A 17,644-nucleotide genomic window follows, 5' to 3' on the forward strand; every position below is an offset into this window, starting at 1 on the left:
TGAAGCGCCAGGGACGGCCCGAGAACCACCCCGCCGAACAACCAGTGGTACGCCCCCACCCACCCCCCCCAGAAGCAACCCGCCGTTCACCCGGCAAGTTCGTCCCCGCTCCTCGCCAGTGTCAGCGCGTGGCGGATGTGCTCGATCATCGTGTCCGGGCGCAGGTAGACGTCCATCGCCGTGAACCGCAGAGACCGGCGGATGAGTCGGCACAGGATGAGTTCGTTGTAGCGGCGTACGTCTCGATCGTGGGCCGCTCGGTCGCCGTGGTACGCGTAACCCTCGATCTCCACTGCCACGCCCTCAGCCCGGAACAGGAAGTCGACCGATCGGCGTCTCCCACCCAGCGGCCTCACCTGCGCCTGAAGCTCAGGGTGCAACCCCGCGTCGTGCATGTGCAGGCGGGCGACGGTCTCGGCGGGCGAACCGCTCCTGCGGTCCGCCAGCGCGAGCAACGCACGTCCTCTGCGCACGCCCCGCTGTGGGCCTGCCTCCAAGGCGGCGGCCACCGCGCCGAGGTGCGTGAACGCGGGGCGGTTCGCCTGCGGGTCGGCCGCCGACGGGCGGATGGACACCGCGGACTCGACAGCGACCAGCGCCTCCTCCCTGGGGCTCGACCGCAGCAGGTCCGCGAGCGTGCGAGTGACCTTCGTGACGCGGACGTCCGAGACGTACGTCGTGGATTCCTCGGGCAACAACGACCGGTGCACGCGCGCATGGGGCAGCGGCACGGCCGACTTCTCCGCAGGGGCCGTGAACTCCAGTCGGCCACCCGCCTGATCGTTCGCCGTCGTCCACGGCAACTCGATCTCGTGCAGCCACGCGGCAGTCCGGTGGCTAGCGGCCCATCGTGGGTGCGCCAGCAGAATCGCCCGTAACCACACCATCCGGTCCACCACCACTGCCGGCTCCGTCCAGCATCCCCGACGCACCTGCGTCCACCCCTGCCCTCTCAGCGCGCGGCGAATGCGGGACGGTGACCACCCCAGCCGTACGGCTTGGCGTGTCAGCAGCACGCCGCCCTGGCGGTGCGCCAGCGCGGTCAGTGCGGCCATCTCCCCGGTTGTGCGTGTCATGTCGTCGAGCGTCCCAGGCACCTCCCAGGTCCGCGACCCCTGTGGATAAGTCACGCTGCGGCGCCAATTGGGTCCGTGGGCCCAGGCCAGGGCGCCCCGGTCGTTGTTACCGTGCGATCAGTAGTCGTACCCGTACTCGTACCCGTACCCGTACTCGTTGGTCAGCGGTCATACGCACAGGAGCGGTGAGGCGTGAAGGCACGTTCGGTACGTTCAATCCCTTCGGCACGTCGAACGGCTGCCGCCGCCGCAGCAGCGGCAGTTCTGTGTCTCACCACCGCGTGCGGTGGTGAACCCGCCAGCAGTGACGGCAAGGGCAGCCGAGCGAATCCACGCACATCCACACCCGCCCCTGCCTCGACCACCTCCACCACCTCCACCTCCACCTCCCCCACCCCCACCCCCACCCCCACCAACAAGCCCGTCATCAGCACCGGAGTCACCTTGACCGAGGGCGAGTTGAAGAAGGTCGCCCTCACGAGCCGCGACGTACCCGACTTCTCCGTCACGCCGATGCCGCTGCCGATGCCCACACCGACGCAGGGCTCCCACGCAACAGGCACCGAGCGCGCCGAGCAGCCCGAGTGCCAGCCGCTCGCCGCCGTCATCAACGGTGCCCCCGAGCCGGCCCCCTCCGCCGCCGTACACCGCACGCTCATGAGCAAGAAGGAAGAGAACAGGGACGACCAGACGGTCGTCACCGAGATCCTCACCTCGTACCCCAAGGGCAGAGCCGCTCAAGTCCTCCAGGGCGTCAGCAAAGCAATCCGCGCATGCGCCGACGGCTTCAGGACCACAGGCGGCGGCGACGGTCCCTCCACCTACACCGAGGTCAAGCCGCTGCCCGCGCCCAAGGCCGGGCAGGAGGCCCTGGCCTACCAAGTGACCGGGGCTTTCGATGGCCCCGACGTGCCGCTCGTCTTCCAGCTCGTACAGACCGGGTCGACGGTCGTCATCCTTTACGCCGCCAACTACATCGACGGGAAGACACCCGAGATCCCCGCCCTGATCGCCACGGCCCAGGCGGCCAAACTCCCTTGACGCCCGGTATTTGAGCCCGGGTTGGGCCCGTGGGCCCATGCTCGTCAACCACCCGTTCCGTACGGTCGCGGGCATGGCACCCCACTTCGGCCGACCCCGCAGGCGACGTCGCCAACCACGCACCGAGGCGCGCTTGTTGGGGCTGCGCAAGGCGCAGTCGGGGCAGACGACGCTGGAGTACGCGGCTCTGGTGCTGGTCGTCGCCGCCATCGTCGGTGCGCTCGTCGCCACCGGCCTCGGGCAGACGATCGCCCAGCAGGTGGGTGCGGCGGTGTGCCGGGTCACGGGGGCCGGCGACTGCGAGGGCGGCGATCCACAGGCGGGAGACCGCGACGGCCAGGGTTCCGGCGACGGGGACACCGACGGAGCGGGCGACAGCGACGGGGACAACGCCACGGACGCCGACGCCGACGCCGACGCCGACGCCGACGCCGACGCCGACGCCGACGGCGACGGCGACGCAACAAAGTCCCCCGAGCAGATCGCGTACGAGAAGGCCCTCAAAGAGCTCCAGGACGCCAAGAACGCCGAGCAGAGCGACGCCGAGAAAGCCGAACAAGCCGAACAAGCCGCAAAGGAACTCGGCAAGATCCTCGCCGAGGAGCTCGGCATCACCGACGCCGTCGACTGTGTCACCAAGGGCGACGCCGGGGCGTGCACGGACACCCTCATCAACGTCCTGACCAGCCTGATCGGCGGAGCCGTCGGCAAGCTGGCGGCGAAGTACGGGGCGCCGTGGAAGTGGAAGAAGGCCGCCGAGCTCATCCGGAAGCTGAAGAAGCACGGCGACGATCTGTACGACGGCCTCACCGGCATGGTGAAGAACCGCAAGCGCGTCAAGGAGGCCCAGGACAAACTCGCCGACGCCCAACGGAAGCTCGACGAGAAGAAACCCGACCAAGCGAAACCCGATGAACCAAAACCCGACCAGCCCGACAAGAAGCCCATCACGTGTGCCGGCGCCCACAGCTTCCTGCCCGGCACCCCGGTGCTCCTCGCCGACGGCTCCCGCGCGCCCATCGAGACCGTGCGCGTCGGCGACCGCGTCACCGTGACCGATCCCGTCAGCGGGGTGACGACCAGCCGCCGGGTCACGCACACCATCACGACGTACGACGACAAGCACTTCACCCGTCTGACCGTCCGGACCCCCGCGGGGCTCCGGTCCGTCACGGCCACGGACACGCACCCGTTCTGGCTGACCGGCGCCGGTGCACACCGTTGGGCCGACGCCGGCGACATCAGGCCCGGGGCGAGTCTGCGTGCCTCCGACGGCAGTGCCCTGCCCGTCACGACGGTCGCGCACCACACCCGCCGGCAGACGACGCACGACCTCACCGTCGCCGGGATCCACACGTACTACGTCGGTGTCGGGAGCCGGAACGCCCTCGTCCACAACAACGACTGCGTGGACAAGGAACTCCTCGACGAGATGAAGGAGACGGGCGTCAAGTTCGACCCGGAGAAGGTCATCAGGGCCGAGCGCAACGCCGATGGGAAGATCGTGTTCCTGGAGGAGGGCAACTCGCGGGCCGGCCTCAAGCACATCCTCGAAGAGCACGCCGATGATTTCGAGCGGAGCGGAATCGCCCGGGAGGACATTCCCGATCTCGTGATGCAGGCTGCCACCAAGGGGAAGAAGGTCGGTACGCAGGGCAAGGGGGACGGTCGGCCGATCTACGAGGTCGAGTTCAAGGGACAGAAGCGAAGGGTGGCGGTGACGGTGGGGAACAACGGATTCGTCGTCGGCGCCAACCCGAAGAGCGCGGGCTGACGGTCGACGGGTCAACGGTCGACGGGTCGACGGGTCGACGGGTCGACGGGTCAACGGTCGACGGGTCGACGGGTCGACGGGTCGACGGGTCGACGGTCGACAGGTCAACGGTCGACGGGGCAACAGGTCAACGGGCCGGCGGGTCGGACGAATGGGCGACGGGTATGAGTGCGGAAGTGCGAGCAGCGACCGAATCAGCACGAGCATCAGGACCGGAGGTCGTACGTCAGGTGCGGCTGGCGGCCGACTACGACTGTCACCCGGTGTGGGTGCGCGGCAGCGACGGCATCAGCGACAACGTCGCACCCGGTGACCTGCCGGTGGATCAGGGCCTCGCGGAGGACCTGGAGCGCTGGGGGGACGCGTACGACGCGACACTGAACCGCGACGACCCCGTGACGTCCGGCTTCCCGACCCCGCAGGACGAGGCGGCGTTCGCCGAACGTGGCGCGACGCTCGCGCGCGAGCTGGCGCGGCAACTGGGGGCGGCCTGGCGGGTCACGTACTACGACCCGAGGCTCTCGGAGGACGTGCCGTACGGGCCGGAGTAGCAGGGGCGTGCGGGGAAGGCGTCCGCTCGGGTGAACGCCGTGACGGACTGCGGGCGCGCCCGGGAAGCGAGAGCGGCCCGGCGTCACCCGTCACGGCTCCCCGCCGTCCCCGTCGTCCCCGCGGACCTCACCCGCGTCCCCCACACGCGCCTGCCCACGTGCCGCCACGCCCGCCTGCCCACGTGCCGCCACGCGTACCCCGACCCGCACGCCCCGCCGCACGCCCCACTTCTCCAGCGCCCCCGCCTCCGCCTCCAGCACGTGGCGTGCCCGGAGGCGGGGCAGGCCCAGGCGGCCCGGGGGCATCCTCCGTACCGCGACGACCCGGAAGTCACGGTCCAGGTACGCCACATCCAGCGCGAAGCGCATCCCGAACGTGTGCACGCTGCTCGCCGGGGTCAGCAGCATCGTGCCCGTGATTCCGTCCCGCCCCAGCAGCCCTCGTGTACGGGCTCGCCTGGACGCCGCGATCTCGACCGGTACGGCCAACGGCGCGCGGCCCCGAGCCGCCTCACCACCTCCGCCCACCCGACCAGCCGCGCCACCCTCACCACCCCGACCGACCTCCACCGTCAACGTGCCGGTTTCGTCCACCCATCGCCCCATCCCTCGACGGTAGCCCTGCCCCAGCCCCACCCCCATCGGTGTCCCCCACCCCATCGGCGTTCCCACCCACCCCCCGGCCCCCTCGGTGGGCTCCCCCTGGGCCCTCCATAGGCCCACGGACCCATGCCCCCGCCCCCGCCCCCGCCTAGGCTCCCTCACGTGTACGTCACGCTGATCGCGGCTGCCGCCCTCTGGGGCGCCGCCACCGGACTGCTCGTGCCCCGCGCCGCCTACCGGCTCGCCGTCGAGCCGGAGGAGGCGTGGCGTGCGGCGTGCCCGGCCGGGCATCCGTTCGCCGGGCCGGCGCGCGGCTGGCTCGGCACGGCGCGCTGCGCGCGGTGCGCGGCGGTGGTGGGGGTGACCGCGTCGGTACGTACTCCGGACGGCGCATCGCACCACCGGTCCGCCCCGGCGCCGTACGCGCCCACCGTGCGCCCGGCTGCCGTCACCGCCGTCGTGTGCGTGCTGCTCGCCGCCGCGACCGGGGTGCGGCCCGAGCTGGGGGTGTGGCTGCTGCTTGCGCCGTTCGGGGTGCTTCTGGCGGTCGTGGACCGGCGCGTCCACCGGCTGCCCGACGTACTGACCCTGCCGCTCGCCGGCGCGACCGCCGCCCTGCTCGGCCTGGCCGAGCTGCTGCCCGGGGACGGCGGGTCGTGGCCGACCGCCCTGCTCGGCGGCGTCGCCCTCGGCGGCGGTTACTTCCTCCTCTTCCTCATCAACCCCAACGGCATGGGCTTCGGCGACGTGAAACTGGCCGTCGCCCTGGGGACCGCGCTGGGTTGGTACGGATGGCCGGTGTTCTTCGCCGGGGCTTTCGCAGGCTTCCTGTTCGGCGCGGCGTACGGCTTCGGGCTCGTCGTCCTGCGACGCGCCGGGCGCAGGACCGCGATCCCGTTCGGCCCCTTCATGATCGCGGGGACTCTGGCGGGGCTGGTGCTGGGCGCACTCGCCACTTCAGCCGTCTGAGCGCGCGCGCCGACCACGCAATCGTGAGAAGTTGCCATGAGACGTGTGTAACGCGCGCAATGCAGGCAATGCTCGCAGTGAACGCACGTACGTACACAGGCAAGCACGCACACCCGCATACACCTAAGCAGCCACGCAAGCACGCACGGGCAGGCGCCACAGCAAGCCGCCTGCCCGCGATCCACAGCCGCAGTCGCAGCCAGGAGTGCACGAATGACGCAGCCGACCCGCCCCACCCCGGAACTGCTCGCCGAACTGCGCAAGCCCCGCCCGTATCCGGCGGTGTCGGTCACGCTGCCCACACACCGGCACTGGCCGGAGAGTCAGCAGGACCACATCCGCCTGCGCAACCTCCTCACCGAGGCCGAGAAGCGCCTCGGTGAGGACCCCGAGGTGTCGAAGGCCACGGCGTCCGCCGTGTCGCAGCAACTCGCCGCCGCGGCGGACGCGCTCGACCCGGAGTACTTCGGTGACGGGCTCGTCGTCTACGCCTCGCCCGAGGAGCACCGGAGCTTCCTCGTGGGCGGGTCCGTGCCCGAGCGCATCGTCATCAACACGACGTACCTCACCCGCAACCTGGTCGCCCTGGCCGCGCGCGAGCGGGAGTACCTGGTCCTCGTGCTCAGTACGGGCGAGGTGCGGCTGTGGCGCGGACGCGGCGAGGAGGTGACCGAGGACGTCGACTCGGGCTACCCGGTCATCACCTCGGGCGCCGAGCGCGACGGAGCGCCCAGCCGTGACGGCGGCCAGTGGGCGAGCCAGGACTTCCGCAACATGCTCGCAAAGGCGGACCGGAAGCTCACCGCCGTGCTCCAGGGAAACCGGCTGCCGGTCGTCCTGGTCGGGCTGCCGCAGCAGGTCGCGGCGTACCGCGAGGTCAGCCACCACGGTCAGGCGCTCGCCGCCGAGCTGGAGTCGGGCGGACTGCTGAACACCACGCCCGCGGAGATGTCCGCCCAGCTGGCGCCGGTCCGCCAGGCCCTCGCCGAGGCCGACACGGCCCGGGCGATGCGCGGCCTCGACGAGGCGCGCAGCGGCAAGCGGTACTCGGCGGGCGTGCAGGACGTGTGGCAGGCGGCGTGGGAGGGGCGCGTGGCGCTGCTCGTCGTCGAGGAGGGGCTGCGGGTGACCGCCCGGCCGGAGACGGTGGAGGGCGCCGAACGGGCGACGCTCACCCTCCAGGCGCCGGGGGAGGAGAGCTCGCCGGGTATGGAGGACGACATCATCGACTCGGTGGTGGAAACGGTGCTGTCGGCGGACGGCGAGGTCATCTTCGTACCGGACGAGTCCCTGGCGGACGCGCACGGCATCGCGGCGGCACTCCGCTACTGACCCTTCGGCGGGCAGAGACAGCCGCGCGGGGCCGGGGAACACCCCGGCCCCGCGCGGCTTCCCCTGCCCCCATCACCCCAGCCCTCACCCCACGGCGGCCTGACGACGTGCCGGGCCGGCCCACGGGGCCGACCACGACCCGGCTGCGCCGACAGCCGCTCCCGTACAGTCGATGCCCCTTGGCGACAGCCGGTACGGACCAGAGGAGTTGGCAGTGAGCAAGGACACCGGGCCTTACGTCTGCGGTCTCGACGCCGCGATGGACGTGGTCGGCGGCAAGTGGAAGGCCCTGATCCTCTGGGCGCTGCACGACGGGGGCACCCTCCGCTTCGGGCAGCTCAAGCGCCAGGTGCCCGGTGTCAGCGAGAAGATGCTGATTCAGCACCTGCGGGAGCTGGAGGCGGACGGCATCGTCCACCGCGAGGTGTACCGGGAGGTCCCGCCGCGCGTCGAGTACTCGCTCACCGAGATGGGGGAGGCACTCAACACCGCTCTCGGCCCGCTCGGCGCCTGGGCCCATCAGTACATGGATCAGATCCTGGCGGCCAAGCAGCGCGACGTCGCGTAAGCGGAGCGTCAAGTCCGGTCCCCTCGCCGGGTTAGCTCTTCGGGGGGACCGGGGGCGGTCCGCAGAAGCGTATTTTCCCTAGTGCCGACTGGGCTCAGGGGGTGCATGCAGGACCCTTGGAAAAATCACGGACGACTTTCGGAGCGGCGTGGGCGCCAGCACCCTTTACGAAGGGTTATGGTGGAAACCCCCCCTCGGGCCGGTCCGTATCCCCCCCACGGACCGGCCCGTTTTTTGTGCCGTCACACCCGAGCCAGGCCCCCGAGCCCGGCCCTCAAGCCAGGCCGAGCCCGGCCCCCGAGCCAACCCCGGCCCTTGTGCAGGCCTCAAGCCAGGCCCCGAGCCAGGCCCCCGACCCCTCAGCCCCGCCCGGCCCAGATGTTCGTTCCGGCCGTGTCGATCGCGAAGGTGTCGATCTCCTTCAGCTCCTCGTCGGACAGCGCGGGCCCGCCCAGCGCCGCCACGTTCTCCTCCAGCTGCTTCACGCTCGACGCGCCGATCAGCGCCGACGTCATCCGCGGGTCGCGCAGCACCCAGGACAGCGCCAGCTGGGCCAGCGACTGGCCGCGCCGCCGCGCGATGTCGTTCAGGCCGTTGAGGCGGCGTACGACCTCGTCGGACAGCAGGCCGGGGTCGAGCGACTTGCCCTGCGTGGCACGCGAGCCCTCCGGGATGCCGTTCAGGTACTTGCCGGTGAGCAGGCCCTGGGCCAGCGGCACGAAGGAGATGCACCCCATGCCGGCCTCCTCCAGCGTGTCCAGCAGGCCGTCGTCCTCCGTCCAGCGGTTGATCATCGAGTACGACGGCTGATGGATCAGCGCCGGTACGCCCATGTCCCGCAGCAGCCCGGCTGCCTGGGCCGTCTGCTCGGCGCTGTACGACGAGACGCCGGCGTACAGCGCCTTGCCCTGGCGCACCGCGGTGGCCAGCGCTCCCATCGTCTCCTCGAGCGGGGTCTCCGGGTCGAAGCGGTGCGAGTAGAAGATGTCGACGTACTCCACGCCCATCCGGGCGAGCGAGGCGTCGAGCGAGGACAGCAGGTACTTGCGGGACCCCCACTCGCCGTACGGGCCGGGGTGCATCAGGTAGCCGGCCTTCGTGGAGATGATCAGCTCGTCGCGGTACGGCGCGAAGTCCTGCGCGAAGATCTTTCCGAAGTTCAGCTCGGCGGAGCCGGCCGGCGGGCCGTAGTTGTTGGCCAGGTCGAAGTGCGTCACGCCGAGGTCGAACGCGCGGCGCAGGATCGCGCGCTGGGTGTCCAGCGGGCGGTCGTCGCCGAAGTTGTGCCAGAGGCCGAGCGAGACGGCGGGCAGCTTGAGCCCGCTGCGGCCGGTGCGCCGGTACTCCATGGAGTCGTAACGGTCACCGGCGGCGAGGTACGAAGGGGAATCAGTCACATTCCTCTCCTTATCACGGACTTGTGACCGACCGGGTTGGGCCGCCGAGACGCCCGCGCAGTAGTGTGGCCGCTTCGGGACCGCACGTGTCCGGCTGGGGGAGCCGCGCGTGCCGCGTATTGGTCCCAGGGACGTACCGAACCCGCACGACGCCACGAGGTGAGACCCAGTGAACCTGCGCGACCTGGTGTACAGGCTCTACGCACGCCGGGTGGAAGGCCGCCTCGATCACGACCAGGTGCCCAAGCACATCGGCGTGATCCTCGACGGCAACCGGCGCTGGGCCAAGGCTTCCGGCGGCACCACCGAGCAGGGCCACAAGGCGGGTGCGAGCAAGATCCAGGAGCTCCTCGGCTGGTGTGCCGAGACCGACGTCGAGGTCGTCACGCTCTGGATGCTCTCCACCGAGAACCTGGACCGCGCGGAGGCGGAGCTGACGCCGCTGCTCGGCATCATCGAGGGCGCGGTCCGCGACCTCGCCGCCGACGGCCGCTGGCGGGTGCACCACGTCGGGACGCTGGACGTCCTGCCCGCCCGTACGCAGGCGGTGCTCAAGGAGGCCGAGCAGGCCACGGTCGGCAACGAGGGGATACTCGTCAACGTCGCCGTGGGCTACGGCGGCCGCCAGGAGATCGCCGACGCCGTGCGTTCGCTCCTGCTGGAGCACGCGCAGAAGGGCACCTCCCTGGAGGAGGTCGCCGAGATCGTCGACGTCGAGCGCATCTCGGAGCACCTCTACACGCGCGGCCAGCCCGACCCGGACCTGGTGATCCGTACGAGTGGCGAGCAGCGGCTCTCGGGCTTCATGCTCTGGCAGAGCGCCCACTCGGAGTACTACTTCTGCGAAGTCTTCTGGCCCGCCTTCCGCAAGGTCGACTTCCTGCGTGCCCTGCGCGACTACGCGGCCCGCCACCGGCGTTACGGGTCCTGACGGGGGCCGCTCTCGGGGCCGCTGACGGGCCGGGAGAAGTTCCGCCTCACGACGTGTCATATGCCATGGCATGGCAGCGGGTGTTCGAGGGAATACCCCTTCCAGGTCGACGTCCGGTCCACGGACGCCGTATCTCAGTGAGCGGCAAGTCCGCTCGCCCGGGAGGCCCGTTGCACCAGGACGACCACGCGCTGAGTGTGGACGAAGCGGAGGGCCGGAGTTCGGCCCGCGCATCGTGGCCGAGTCCGGTTCCACCGCTCGCGACGCCGTCGCACCCGACCTCAGCCGAGGGGGTACGTCCTTCCGTGGTGACCAGTACAAAGCGCCGCATGCCCGACAGGCGCACTTACGTTCTCGACACCAGCGTCCTGCTGGCCGACCCGAACGCCATGACCCGGTTCGACGAGCACGAGGTCGTGCTCCCGATCGTCGTGGTCACGGAGTTGGAGGCCAAGAGGCACCATCCGGAACTCGGCTACTTCGCCCGGCAGGCCCTGCGCCTGCTCGACGACTGCCGCGTGCGGTACGGACGTCTCGATGCCCCCATTCCCGTGGGCGACCTGGGCGGAACGGTACGTGTCGAGCTCAACCACTCCGATCCCGGCGTGCTTCCGGCCGGCTATCGATTGGGGGACAACGACTCAAGGATCCTGGCGGTGGCGCGCAGCCTCCAGGCCGAAGGGTTCGACGTCACTGTCGTGTCGAAAGACCTGCCGCTGAGGATCAAGGCGTCCTCGGTCGGCCTGCTCGCCGAGGAGTACCGCGCCGAGCTCGCCATCACCGACTCCGGCTGGACCGGGATGGCGGAACTGTCGCTCACGGCCGAGCAGGTGGATCTGCTCTTCACCGAGGAGACGGTGTACGAACCGGCCGCCGCCGACCTTCCCGTACATACGGGCCTGGTGATCCAGTCCGAGCGCGGCAAGGCGCTGGGCCGGGTCACCGCCGAGGGGACGATCAGGCTCGTACGCGGCGACCGGGAGGCCTTCGGCATCCACGGGCGCAGCGCCGAGCAGCGGATAGCGCTGGACCTGCTCCTGGACCCGGACGTCGGGATCGTCTCGATGGGCGGCCGGGCCGGCACCGGCAAGTCGGCGCTGGCGCTCTGCGCGGGTCTGGAGGCCGTGCTGGAGCGCCGGCAGCACAAGAAGGTGATGGTCTTCCGGCCGCTGTACGCGGTCGGCGGCCAGGAGCTCGGCTACCTGCCGGGGTCCGAGTCCGAGAAGATGAGCCCCTGGGCGCAGGCGGTCTTCGACACGCTGTCGGCCGTGGCGGGCCGCGAGGTGATCGAGGAAGTGCTGGGGCGCGGCATGCTCGAAGTACTGCCGCTCACGCACATCCGGGGCCGCTCGCTGCACGACGCGTTCGTGATCGTGGACGAGGCCCAGTCGCTGGAACGGAACGTCCTATTGACCGTTCTGTCCCGGATCGGGGCGAATTCGCGTGTGGTGCTGACCCATGACGTCGCGCAGCGCGACAACCTGCGGGTCGGCCGGTACGACGGTGTGGTCGCCGTCGTCGAGAAGTTGAAGGGCCATCCGCTCTTCGCCCATGTCACCCTCACCCGCTCGGAGCGGTCGCAGATCGCCGCGCTGGTGACCGAAATGCTGGAGGACGTGCACCTCTGACCCCATAGCGGTCTCCCATCTGATCCCATAAGGGGACAAGGGAGTTGGCGCCGTCCGGCAGGACGCAGAATCCTAGCCGGGCGGCGTCCTGCTGCGCTCATGCTTCCGTAAAACTTCTGGTGTAGACGGCGTGTGAGCTTTCCCACGCAACGAAGAATTGCTTCGTGGCGTCTGCTTCGGGCAGAGTCTTGCTTCCGTCAGGCCCCGCATACGGCACACCCGCATCTTCAGGGATGCAGCACCACACAACTCAACAGCCGTCGCCGTATGCCGCCCGAGTTACCACGCGGCGCTCCCGCAAAGGAGTTGCCCACCGGGTCCGCGCCTCCCGTGACCTAGCGTTAGGGGGAGGCCAGTGCCAGGGGCACGATTGCGTCCGCGAGGTCACCCGAGCGGGCACTGCTGGAAGGAAACCGTGTGAGCCGGATTTCGGTCCGGGGATTCGCCGTGGCTTCGGCTACCGCGGTCACCACTGTCGGCGCCGTTGTGGGCGTCGCCTCGGGCGACACTCAGCCCTCGAACGACAACTTCGAGGCGACCGCAGCCGACACGACGCTCCTCGCAGACATCCCTGCCGGCCAGCAGGCCCAGGTGCAGACCGCGTCCCTGACGCAGCAGGCCGACGCGCAGGCCTACGCCGCCGACGTGACCGCGAAGAAGTCCGCGGAGGAATCGGCCCGTCTCCAGGCCGCCAAGGACGCCAAGTCCAAGAAGGAGGCCGCCGAGGCGAAGGCCGAGGCCGCCGCCGAGGCCAAGGCGAAGGCGAAGGCGAAGGCCGAAGCCGAGGCGAAGGAGCGCGAGGAGGAGAAGCAGGCCACGGCCAGCCGCTCCGCCACGCGTGACGCCTCCAGCTTCGCCGCCAAGGGCTCGTACACCGTCGCCGAGGTCCAGGCCATGGCGCGGCAGATGGTCCCCGGCGACCAGTTCCAGTGCTTCAGCAACATCGTGAACCACGAGTCCACGTGGAACTACCAGGCACAGAACCCTTCGTCCGGTGCCTACGGCCTCGTGCAGGCGCTGCCCGGCTCCAAGATGTCGTCCGCGGGCGCCGACTGGCAGACCAACCCGGCCACCCAGATCAAGTGGGGTCTGAACTACATGGACGAGCGCTACGGCAGCCCCTGCGGCGCGTGGTCGTTCTGGCAGGCCAACAACTGGTACTAGGTCCCAGCGGTCGTTCGACTTCGCGGAGCCCCTCACCGTCCTACGGTGAGGGGCTCCGCGCGTGTACCGTCGGGGGAGGGTGTCTCCCCGGGGGGAGCGAGAGTGCGACGGGGAGAAGAGAGAGCGACATGTCTACACAGCAGCCGGGGCCGCAGCCGGGGCCGGGATGGCTCAGCCGTACGGGCGCGAAACTCACCCGCATGGGAGAGCTGCTGAACGAGCGCCGTGCCGCGGCCGAGGCGGAGTCCGCCGACGGAGTGGGCGTCCGGGGCGTGGCGTCGTACGGACCGGGCGCCGACGGCGGCGGCATCGACCACGTCCCCGCACCGCCCTCCTACGCTCCCGCCGTGGCCGCGCGACCCGAGCCCGTCGACGCCGTTCCGTGGGGGATGCGCGTCGCGGCCGAGGCCGGCTGGCGGTTGCTCGTCCTGGCGGGCACGCTCTGGGTCCTGATGAAGGTCATCAGCGCCGTACAGCTGGTGGTCCTCGCCTTCGTCGCGGCCCTGCTCGTCACCGCGATGCTCCAGCCCACCGTCGCCCGTCTGCGGCGGGTCGGGCTGCCGCGCGGGCTCGCCACTGCCGTCACCGCGGTCCTCGGCTTCGTCGTCATGGGGCTGGTCGGCTGGTTCGTGGTGTGGCAGGTCATGGAGAACCTCGACAACCTCTCCGACCGCCTCAAGGACGGCATCGAGGAGCTCAAGCGCTGGCTGCTCAACAGCCCGTTCCATGTCACCGAGGACCAGATCAACGACGTCGCGAAGAACCTGAGCGACGCGGTCGGCACCAACACCGAGGAGATCACCTCGGCGGGCCTGCAGGGCGTCACGGTGATGGTCGAGTTCCTCACCGGGATTCTGCTCGCGATGTTCTCGACGCTCTTCCTGCTGTACGACGGGAAGCGCATCTGGCAGTGGACGCTGCGGCTGGTGCCCGCGCAGGCCCGGCCCGGCGTCGCGGGCGCGGGGCCGCGCGCCTGGCGCACGCTCACCGCGTACGTGCGGGGCACAGTGATCGTCGCGCTGATCGACGCGATCTTCATCGGCCTCGGCATCTGGTTCCTCGACGTACCGATGGCCGTGCCGCTCGCCGTCTTCATCTTCCTGTTCGCCTTCATCCCGCTCGTCGGCGCGGTCATGTCGGGCGCGCTGGCGGTCGTCGTGGCGCTGGTGACGCAGGGGGTGTTCACGGCGCTGATGGTGCTGGCCGTCGTGCTGGCCGTCCAGCAGATCGAGGGCCATGTGCTCCAGCCGTTCATCCTCGGCCGCGCGGTGCGGGTGCACCCGCTGGCCGTCGTCCTCGCGGTCGCGGCGGGCGGCCTCGTCGCCGGCATCGGCGGCGCGGTGGTCGCGGTGCCGCTGGTGGCGGTGACCAATACGGTGGTCGGCTACCTGCGGGCGTACAGCATGGAGACCGCTCTGCGCGCGGCTCCCGAGCCGGGGCCCGAGGTGGTGCCGCAACCGGCCGCGGCCCAGGGTGAGACGGTGGCGGTACAGGAGTGATCTCCGAGCCGGAAATGGTGGGCGACTCCGCGGCGTGGCCGCAGTCCGAGACCGCGACGAGCGAGGACCGCTCGCCCTCGCCGCGCGGGCGCAGGCCGTGGCTGTGGGCCGTGGGCGGCGCGGTGACGGCCTCGGCGGTGTGGGCGGGCGGGCTGTACGCGTACGGACCGGGCGCCGGCGTCGACACGCGCGGCTACCGGGTGGCCGAGGGCCTGTGCGCGAAGGTGAAGCTGAGCGCCCTGTCGGCGGACCTCGGAAAGCGGGCAGAGGATCCGGCGGAGATGGTCGACGAGCACAGCGCCCTGGACAAGATCATGTGCGGCTACCACTTCGAATCGACGGCGAAGCAGCCACCGGGGGTCTCGGTGCAGTACAAAGTCGAGGTCGTCCTGGAGACGCACAAGAAGACCGACCCGGAGCCCGAGTTCGAGGCGCTGGTCAACCAGCCCAGCTGGTTGGACGGGCTGCCGCCCCGGCCCGAGGAGGTGCCCGCCCTCGGTGAGAAGGCGTTCCTGACCGGCATGGGCGAGGACGAGGACCCGCGGCTGCGGGTCCTGGACGGCGGAGCGGTGCTCTCCCTGGAGGTCGGCGCCGAGGTCGGTTACGACGAGGACTACTACGAGGAGCAGGGGGCGGACATGGAGGACATCACTCCCGACCTGTCGGCGATGCCGCCGCTCATGGTGGAGGACATGCGGGAGCTCATGTCCGTCTTCAAGGGCACGTCCTGACGCACGCGCGAGGGGCCCCGCGGACGCGATGTCCGCGGGGCCCCTTGTCTGCGTACTGCCTGCTACTCGGCCATGAGGGCTTCGGAGTCGATGGTGACGCCGACGGCCTGGATCACCGATGCGATCTTGACCGCTTCCTGGATGGTCTCGCGCTCGACGCCCGCCTTGCGCAGGACCTGCTCGTGCGAGTCGAGGCACTGGCCGCAGCCGTTGATCGCGGAGACCGCGAGCGACCACAGCTCGAAGTCGACCTTCTCGACGCCCGGGTTGCCGATGACGTTCATCCGCAGACCGGCGCGCAGCGTCCCGTACTCCGGGTCGGAGAGCAGGTGGCGCGTGCGGTAGAAGACGTTGTTCATCGCCATGATCGCGGCGGCGGACTTGGCGGCCTGGTACGCCTCGGGCTTGAGGTTGGCCTTCGCCTCCGGCTCCAGCTCACGCAGCACCCTGGGCGAGCGCGAGGCGATCGCACAGGCCAGGACGGTGCCCCACAGCTGCTGCTGCGGGAGGTCGCTGTTGCCGATGACCGAGCCGAGGTTCAGGCGCAGGTCCTTGGCGTAGTCCGGTACGGCGGACTTCAGTTCGTCGAGTGCCATGTCAGTCACTCACCCGACAGCAGGGCGACGGGGTCGAGGGTGTTCTCGCCCTTGGTCCAGTTGCACGGGCACAGCTCGTCCGTCTGGAGCGCGTCGAGGACCCGGAGGACCTCCTTGGGGTTACGGCCCACGGAACCGGCGGTCACCATCGTGAACTGGATCTCGTTGTTCGGGTCGACGATGAAGACGGCGCGCTGCGCGAAGCCGTCCTCGCCCTCGATGCCGAGGTCACGCATGAGCTCGTGCTTCGAGTCGGCCAGCATCGGGAACGGCAGGTCGGTCAGGTCCGGGTGGTCCTTGCGCCAGGCGTGGTGCACGAACTCGGAGTCACCGGAGAAGCCGAGGACCTGCGCGTCGCGGTCGGCGAACTCGTCGTTCAGCTTGCCGAAGGCGGCGATCTCGGTGGGGCAGACGAAGGTGAAGTCCTTGGGCCACGCGAAGACGACGCGCCACTTGCCCTCGTAGGACTTGTGGTTGATCTGCTCGAACTCCTTGCCGGCCTCGAGGGAGACACAGGCGGTGAGGTCGTACGTGGGGAACTGGTCACCAACAGTGAGCACGCGCGCTCCTTGCAGAGAGGGAAATCCCGATTCAGGGGTTTCCTGGGGGTTGGACGGATCCCCACAGTGACACAGGAAGCATTGATCGCAGAAATAGCTAGACTGGCTTGATCCGATCGGAGGTGGTTATCAGTGGCCAGTGTGAAGGGGAACGGCGTCAGCCCCGTCGTCGGCGTCGGCGGCACCAGGGGCAAGCAGCCCAGTCTGTCGCAGCTGCGCGCGTTCGCCGCCGTGGCGGAGTACCTGCACTTCAGGGACGCGGCCGCCGCGATCGGCATGAGCCAGCCGGCTCTGTCGGGGGCGGTCTCCGCGCTGGAGGACGCGCTGGGGGTGCAACTCGTCGAGCGTACGACGCGCAAGGTGCTGCTGTCTCCGGCGGGGGAGCGGCTCGCGGTGCGGGCGCGGGCCGTGCTGGACGCGGTGGGCGAGCTGATGGAGGAGGCGGAGGCGGTACGGGCGCCCTTCACCGGGGTGCTCAGGATCGGGGTGATCCCGACCGTGGCGCCGTACCTGCTGCCGACGGTGCTCACGCTCGTGCACGAGCGGTATCCGGAACTGGATCTCCAGGTGCACGAGGAGCAGACGTCGTCGCTGCTGGAGGGGCTGGCGGTGGGACGGCTCGACCTGCTGCTGCTCGCGGTGCCGCTGGGGGTGCCGGGGGTGGCCGAACTGCCCCTGTTCGACGAGGACTTCGTCCTGGTGACGCCGCGGGATCACTGGCTCGGCGGCCGGGAGGACATCCCGCGCGACGCGCTCAAAGAGCTGCATCTGCTGCTGCTCGACGAGGGGCACTGCCTGCGGGACCAGGCCCTCGACATCTGCCGGGAGGCGGGCCGTACGGAGGGTGCGCCGGTCACGACGACGGCGGCGGGCCTGTCCACGCTGGTGCAGCTGGTGGCGGGCGGGCTCGGTGTGACGCTGCTGCCGCGCACGGCGGTGACGGTGGAGACGGAACGCAACGACCGGCTGGTGACGGGGTACTTCGCCGACCCGGCGCCGTCGCGTCGCGTGGCGCTGGCGATGCGGACGGGGGCGGCGCGTCAGAGCGAGTTCGAGACGTTCGCGCAGGCGCTGCGGGAGGCGATGCGGCGGTTGCCCGTGCGGGTGGTGGCGGGCGGCAGGTGAGCGGCCGGGGTCACGCCCGTCGTACGGGATGCTCCCGGAGCGCGGCGTGACGATCCCGGCCCGGCAGCGGGGCGGCGTCGGCTTGGCCGGCGTGGCGAC

General features: G+C 70.4%; 17 protein-coding genes. 12 read left to right on the top strand and 5 right to left on the bottom strand.

Features of this window, described 5'->3' with window-relative positions; all coding sequences use genetic code 11:
- Window positions 1-86: 86 nt before the first annotated feature.
- Window positions 87-1,076, bottom strand: coding sequence for a type IV toxin-antitoxin system AbiEi family antitoxin domain-containing protein (locus tag IE185_RS18880; RefSeq protein ID WP_229843593.1), 990 nt, complete (start codon window positions 1,074-1,076; stop codon window positions 87-89).
- A 444-nt stretch (window positions 1,077-1,520) separates the two neighbouring features.
- Between IE185_RS18880 and IE185_RS18885 the strand changes: the two genes are divergently transcribed.
- The 3 genes from IE185_RS18885 to IE185_RS18895 all read left to right on the top strand — a co-directional run bounded on the left by IE185_RS18885 (window position 1,521) and on the right by IE185_RS18895 (window position 4,442).
- The gene (locus tag IE185_RS18885; protein WP_189715599.1) at window positions 1,521-2,117 is read left to right on the top strand and encodes a hypothetical protein; all 597 of its coding nucleotides are present in this window, start codon (window positions 1,521-1,523) and stop codon (window positions 2,115-2,117) included.
- Between the two features lie 73 nt (window positions 2,118-2,190).
- Window positions 2,191-3,891 (top strand): polymorphic toxin-type HINT domain-containing protein, encoded by a 1,701-nt coding sequence (locus IE185_RS18890; protein WP_138899082.1) that lies wholly within the window; start codon window positions 2,191-2,193, stop codon window positions 3,889-3,891.
- Window positions 3,892-4,067: 176 nt separating this feature from the next.
- Window positions 4,068-4,442, top strand: a complete 375-nt coding sequence (locus IE185_RS18895) for an immunity protein CdiI family protein (protein WP_138899081.1) — start codon at window positions 4,068-4,070, stop codon at window positions 4,440-4,442.
- 90 nt (window positions 4,443-4,532) lie between these two features.
- On the opposite strand, the gene IE185_RS18900 is transcribed toward IE185_RS18895, so the two are convergent.
- On the bottom strand, window positions 4,533-5,048 hold the full coding sequence (locus IE185_RS18900) for a DUF192 domain-containing protein (RefSeq protein WP_189715601.1): 516 nt from the start codon (window positions 5,046-5,048) through the stop codon (window positions 4,533-4,535).
- Window positions 5,049-5,207: 159 nt separating this feature from the next.
- Between IE185_RS18900 and IE185_RS18905 the strand changes: the two genes are divergently transcribed.
- From IE185_RS18905 to IE185_RS18915, 3 genes are all read left to right on the top strand, one after another.
- Window positions 5,208-6,014 carry a prepilin peptidase gene (locus tag IE185_RS18905; RefSeq protein WP_138899299.1) on the top strand — a complete coding sequence of 269 codons (807 nt, stop codon included), beginning with the start codon at window positions 5,208-5,210 and terminating at the stop codon, window positions 6,012-6,014.
- Window positions 6,015-6,227: 213 nt separating this feature from the next.
- Window positions 6,228-7,346, top strand: a complete 1,119-nt coding sequence (locus tag IE185_RS18910) for a baeRF3 domain-containing protein (RefSeq protein ID WP_138899300.1) — start codon at window positions 6,228-6,230, stop codon at window positions 7,344-7,346.
- Between the two features lie 172 nt (window positions 7,347-7,518).
- Window positions 7,519-7,914, top strand: coding sequence for a winged helix-turn-helix transcriptional regulator (locus tag IE185_RS18915; protein ID WP_138910037.1), 396 nt, complete (start codon window positions 7,519-7,521; stop codon window positions 7,912-7,914).
- A gap of 359 nt (window positions 7,915-8,273) precedes the next feature.
- On the opposite strand, the gene mgrA is transcribed toward IE185_RS18915, so the two are convergent.
- Window positions 8,274-9,311, bottom strand: coding sequence for an L-glyceraldehyde 3-phosphate reductase (mgrA, locus tag IE185_RS18920; RefSeq protein WP_138895771.1), 1,038 nt, complete (start codon window positions 9,309-9,311; stop codon window positions 8,274-8,276).
- Window positions 9,312-9,480: 169 nt separating this feature from the next.
- On the opposite strand from mgrA, the gene IE185_RS18925 reads away from it, so the two are divergent.
- The 5 genes from IE185_RS18925 to IE185_RS18945 all read left to right on the top strand — a co-directional run bounded on the left by IE185_RS18925 (window position 9,481) and on the right by IE185_RS18945 (window position 15,264).
- Window positions 9,481-10,242, top strand: a complete 762-nt coding sequence (locus tag IE185_RS18925) for an isoprenyl transferase (protein ID WP_138895772.1) — start codon at window positions 9,481-9,483, stop codon at window positions 10,240-10,242.
- A 305-nt stretch (window positions 10,243-10,547) separates the two neighbouring features.
- Window positions 10,548-11,870 (top strand): RNA 5'-3' helicase PhoH2, encoded by a 1,323-nt coding sequence (phoH2, locus tag IE185_RS18930; RefSeq protein WP_138895773.1) that lies wholly within the window; start codon window positions 10,548-10,550, stop codon window positions 11,868-11,870.
- Window positions 11,871-12,287: 417 nt separating this feature from the next.
- A complete protein-coding gene (locus IE185_RS18935; protein ID WP_138895774.1) occupies window positions 12,288-13,034 on the top strand; it encodes an aggregation-promoting factor C-terminal-like domain-containing protein in 747 nt (248 codons plus the stop codon).
- 128 nt (window positions 13,035-13,162) lie between these two features.
- On the top strand, window positions 13,163-14,533 hold the full coding sequence (locus tag IE185_RS18940; RefSeq protein ID WP_138895775.1) for an AI-2E family transporter: 1,371 nt from the start codon (window positions 13,163-13,165) through the stop codon (window positions 14,531-14,533).
- Window positions 14,530-15,264 (top strand): hypothetical protein, encoded by a 735-nt coding sequence (locus tag IE185_RS18945; protein ID WP_138895776.1) that lies wholly within the window; start codon window positions 14,530-14,532, stop codon window positions 15,262-15,264. Before IE185_RS18940 ends, IE185_RS18945 begins: the two co-directional genes overlap by 4 nt.
- Before the next feature lie 62 nt (window positions 15,265-15,326).
- On the opposite strand, the gene IE185_RS18950 is transcribed toward IE185_RS18945, so the two are convergent.
- Both IE185_RS18950 and IE185_RS18955 read right to left on the bottom strand, forming a co-directional pair.
- Window positions 15,327-15,860, bottom strand: a complete 534-nt coding sequence (locus IE185_RS18950) for an alkyl hydroperoxide reductase (RefSeq protein WP_138895777.1) — start codon at window positions 15,858-15,860, stop codon at window positions 15,327-15,329.
- 5 nt (window positions 15,861-15,865) lie between these two features.
- Window positions 15,866-16,420 (bottom strand): peroxiredoxin, encoded by a 555-nt coding sequence (locus IE185_RS18955; protein ID WP_093799289.1) that lies wholly within the window; start codon window positions 16,418-16,420, stop codon window positions 15,866-15,868.
- Window positions 16,421-16,561: 141 nt separating this feature from the next.
- Between IE185_RS18955 and IE185_RS18960 the strand changes: the two genes are divergently transcribed.
- Window positions 16,562-17,545, top strand: a complete 984-nt coding sequence (locus tag IE185_RS18960) for a LysR substrate-binding domain-containing protein (protein WP_138895782.1) — start codon at window positions 16,562-16,564, stop codon at window positions 17,543-17,545.
- Window positions 17,546-17,644: the final 99 nt, after the last annotated feature.

This window comes from Streptomyces chryseus (assembly GCF_014650755.1).
GTDB classification, from domain to species: Bacteria; Actinomycetota; Actinomycetes; order Streptomycetales; family Streptomycetaceae; genus Streptomyces; species Streptomyces chryseus.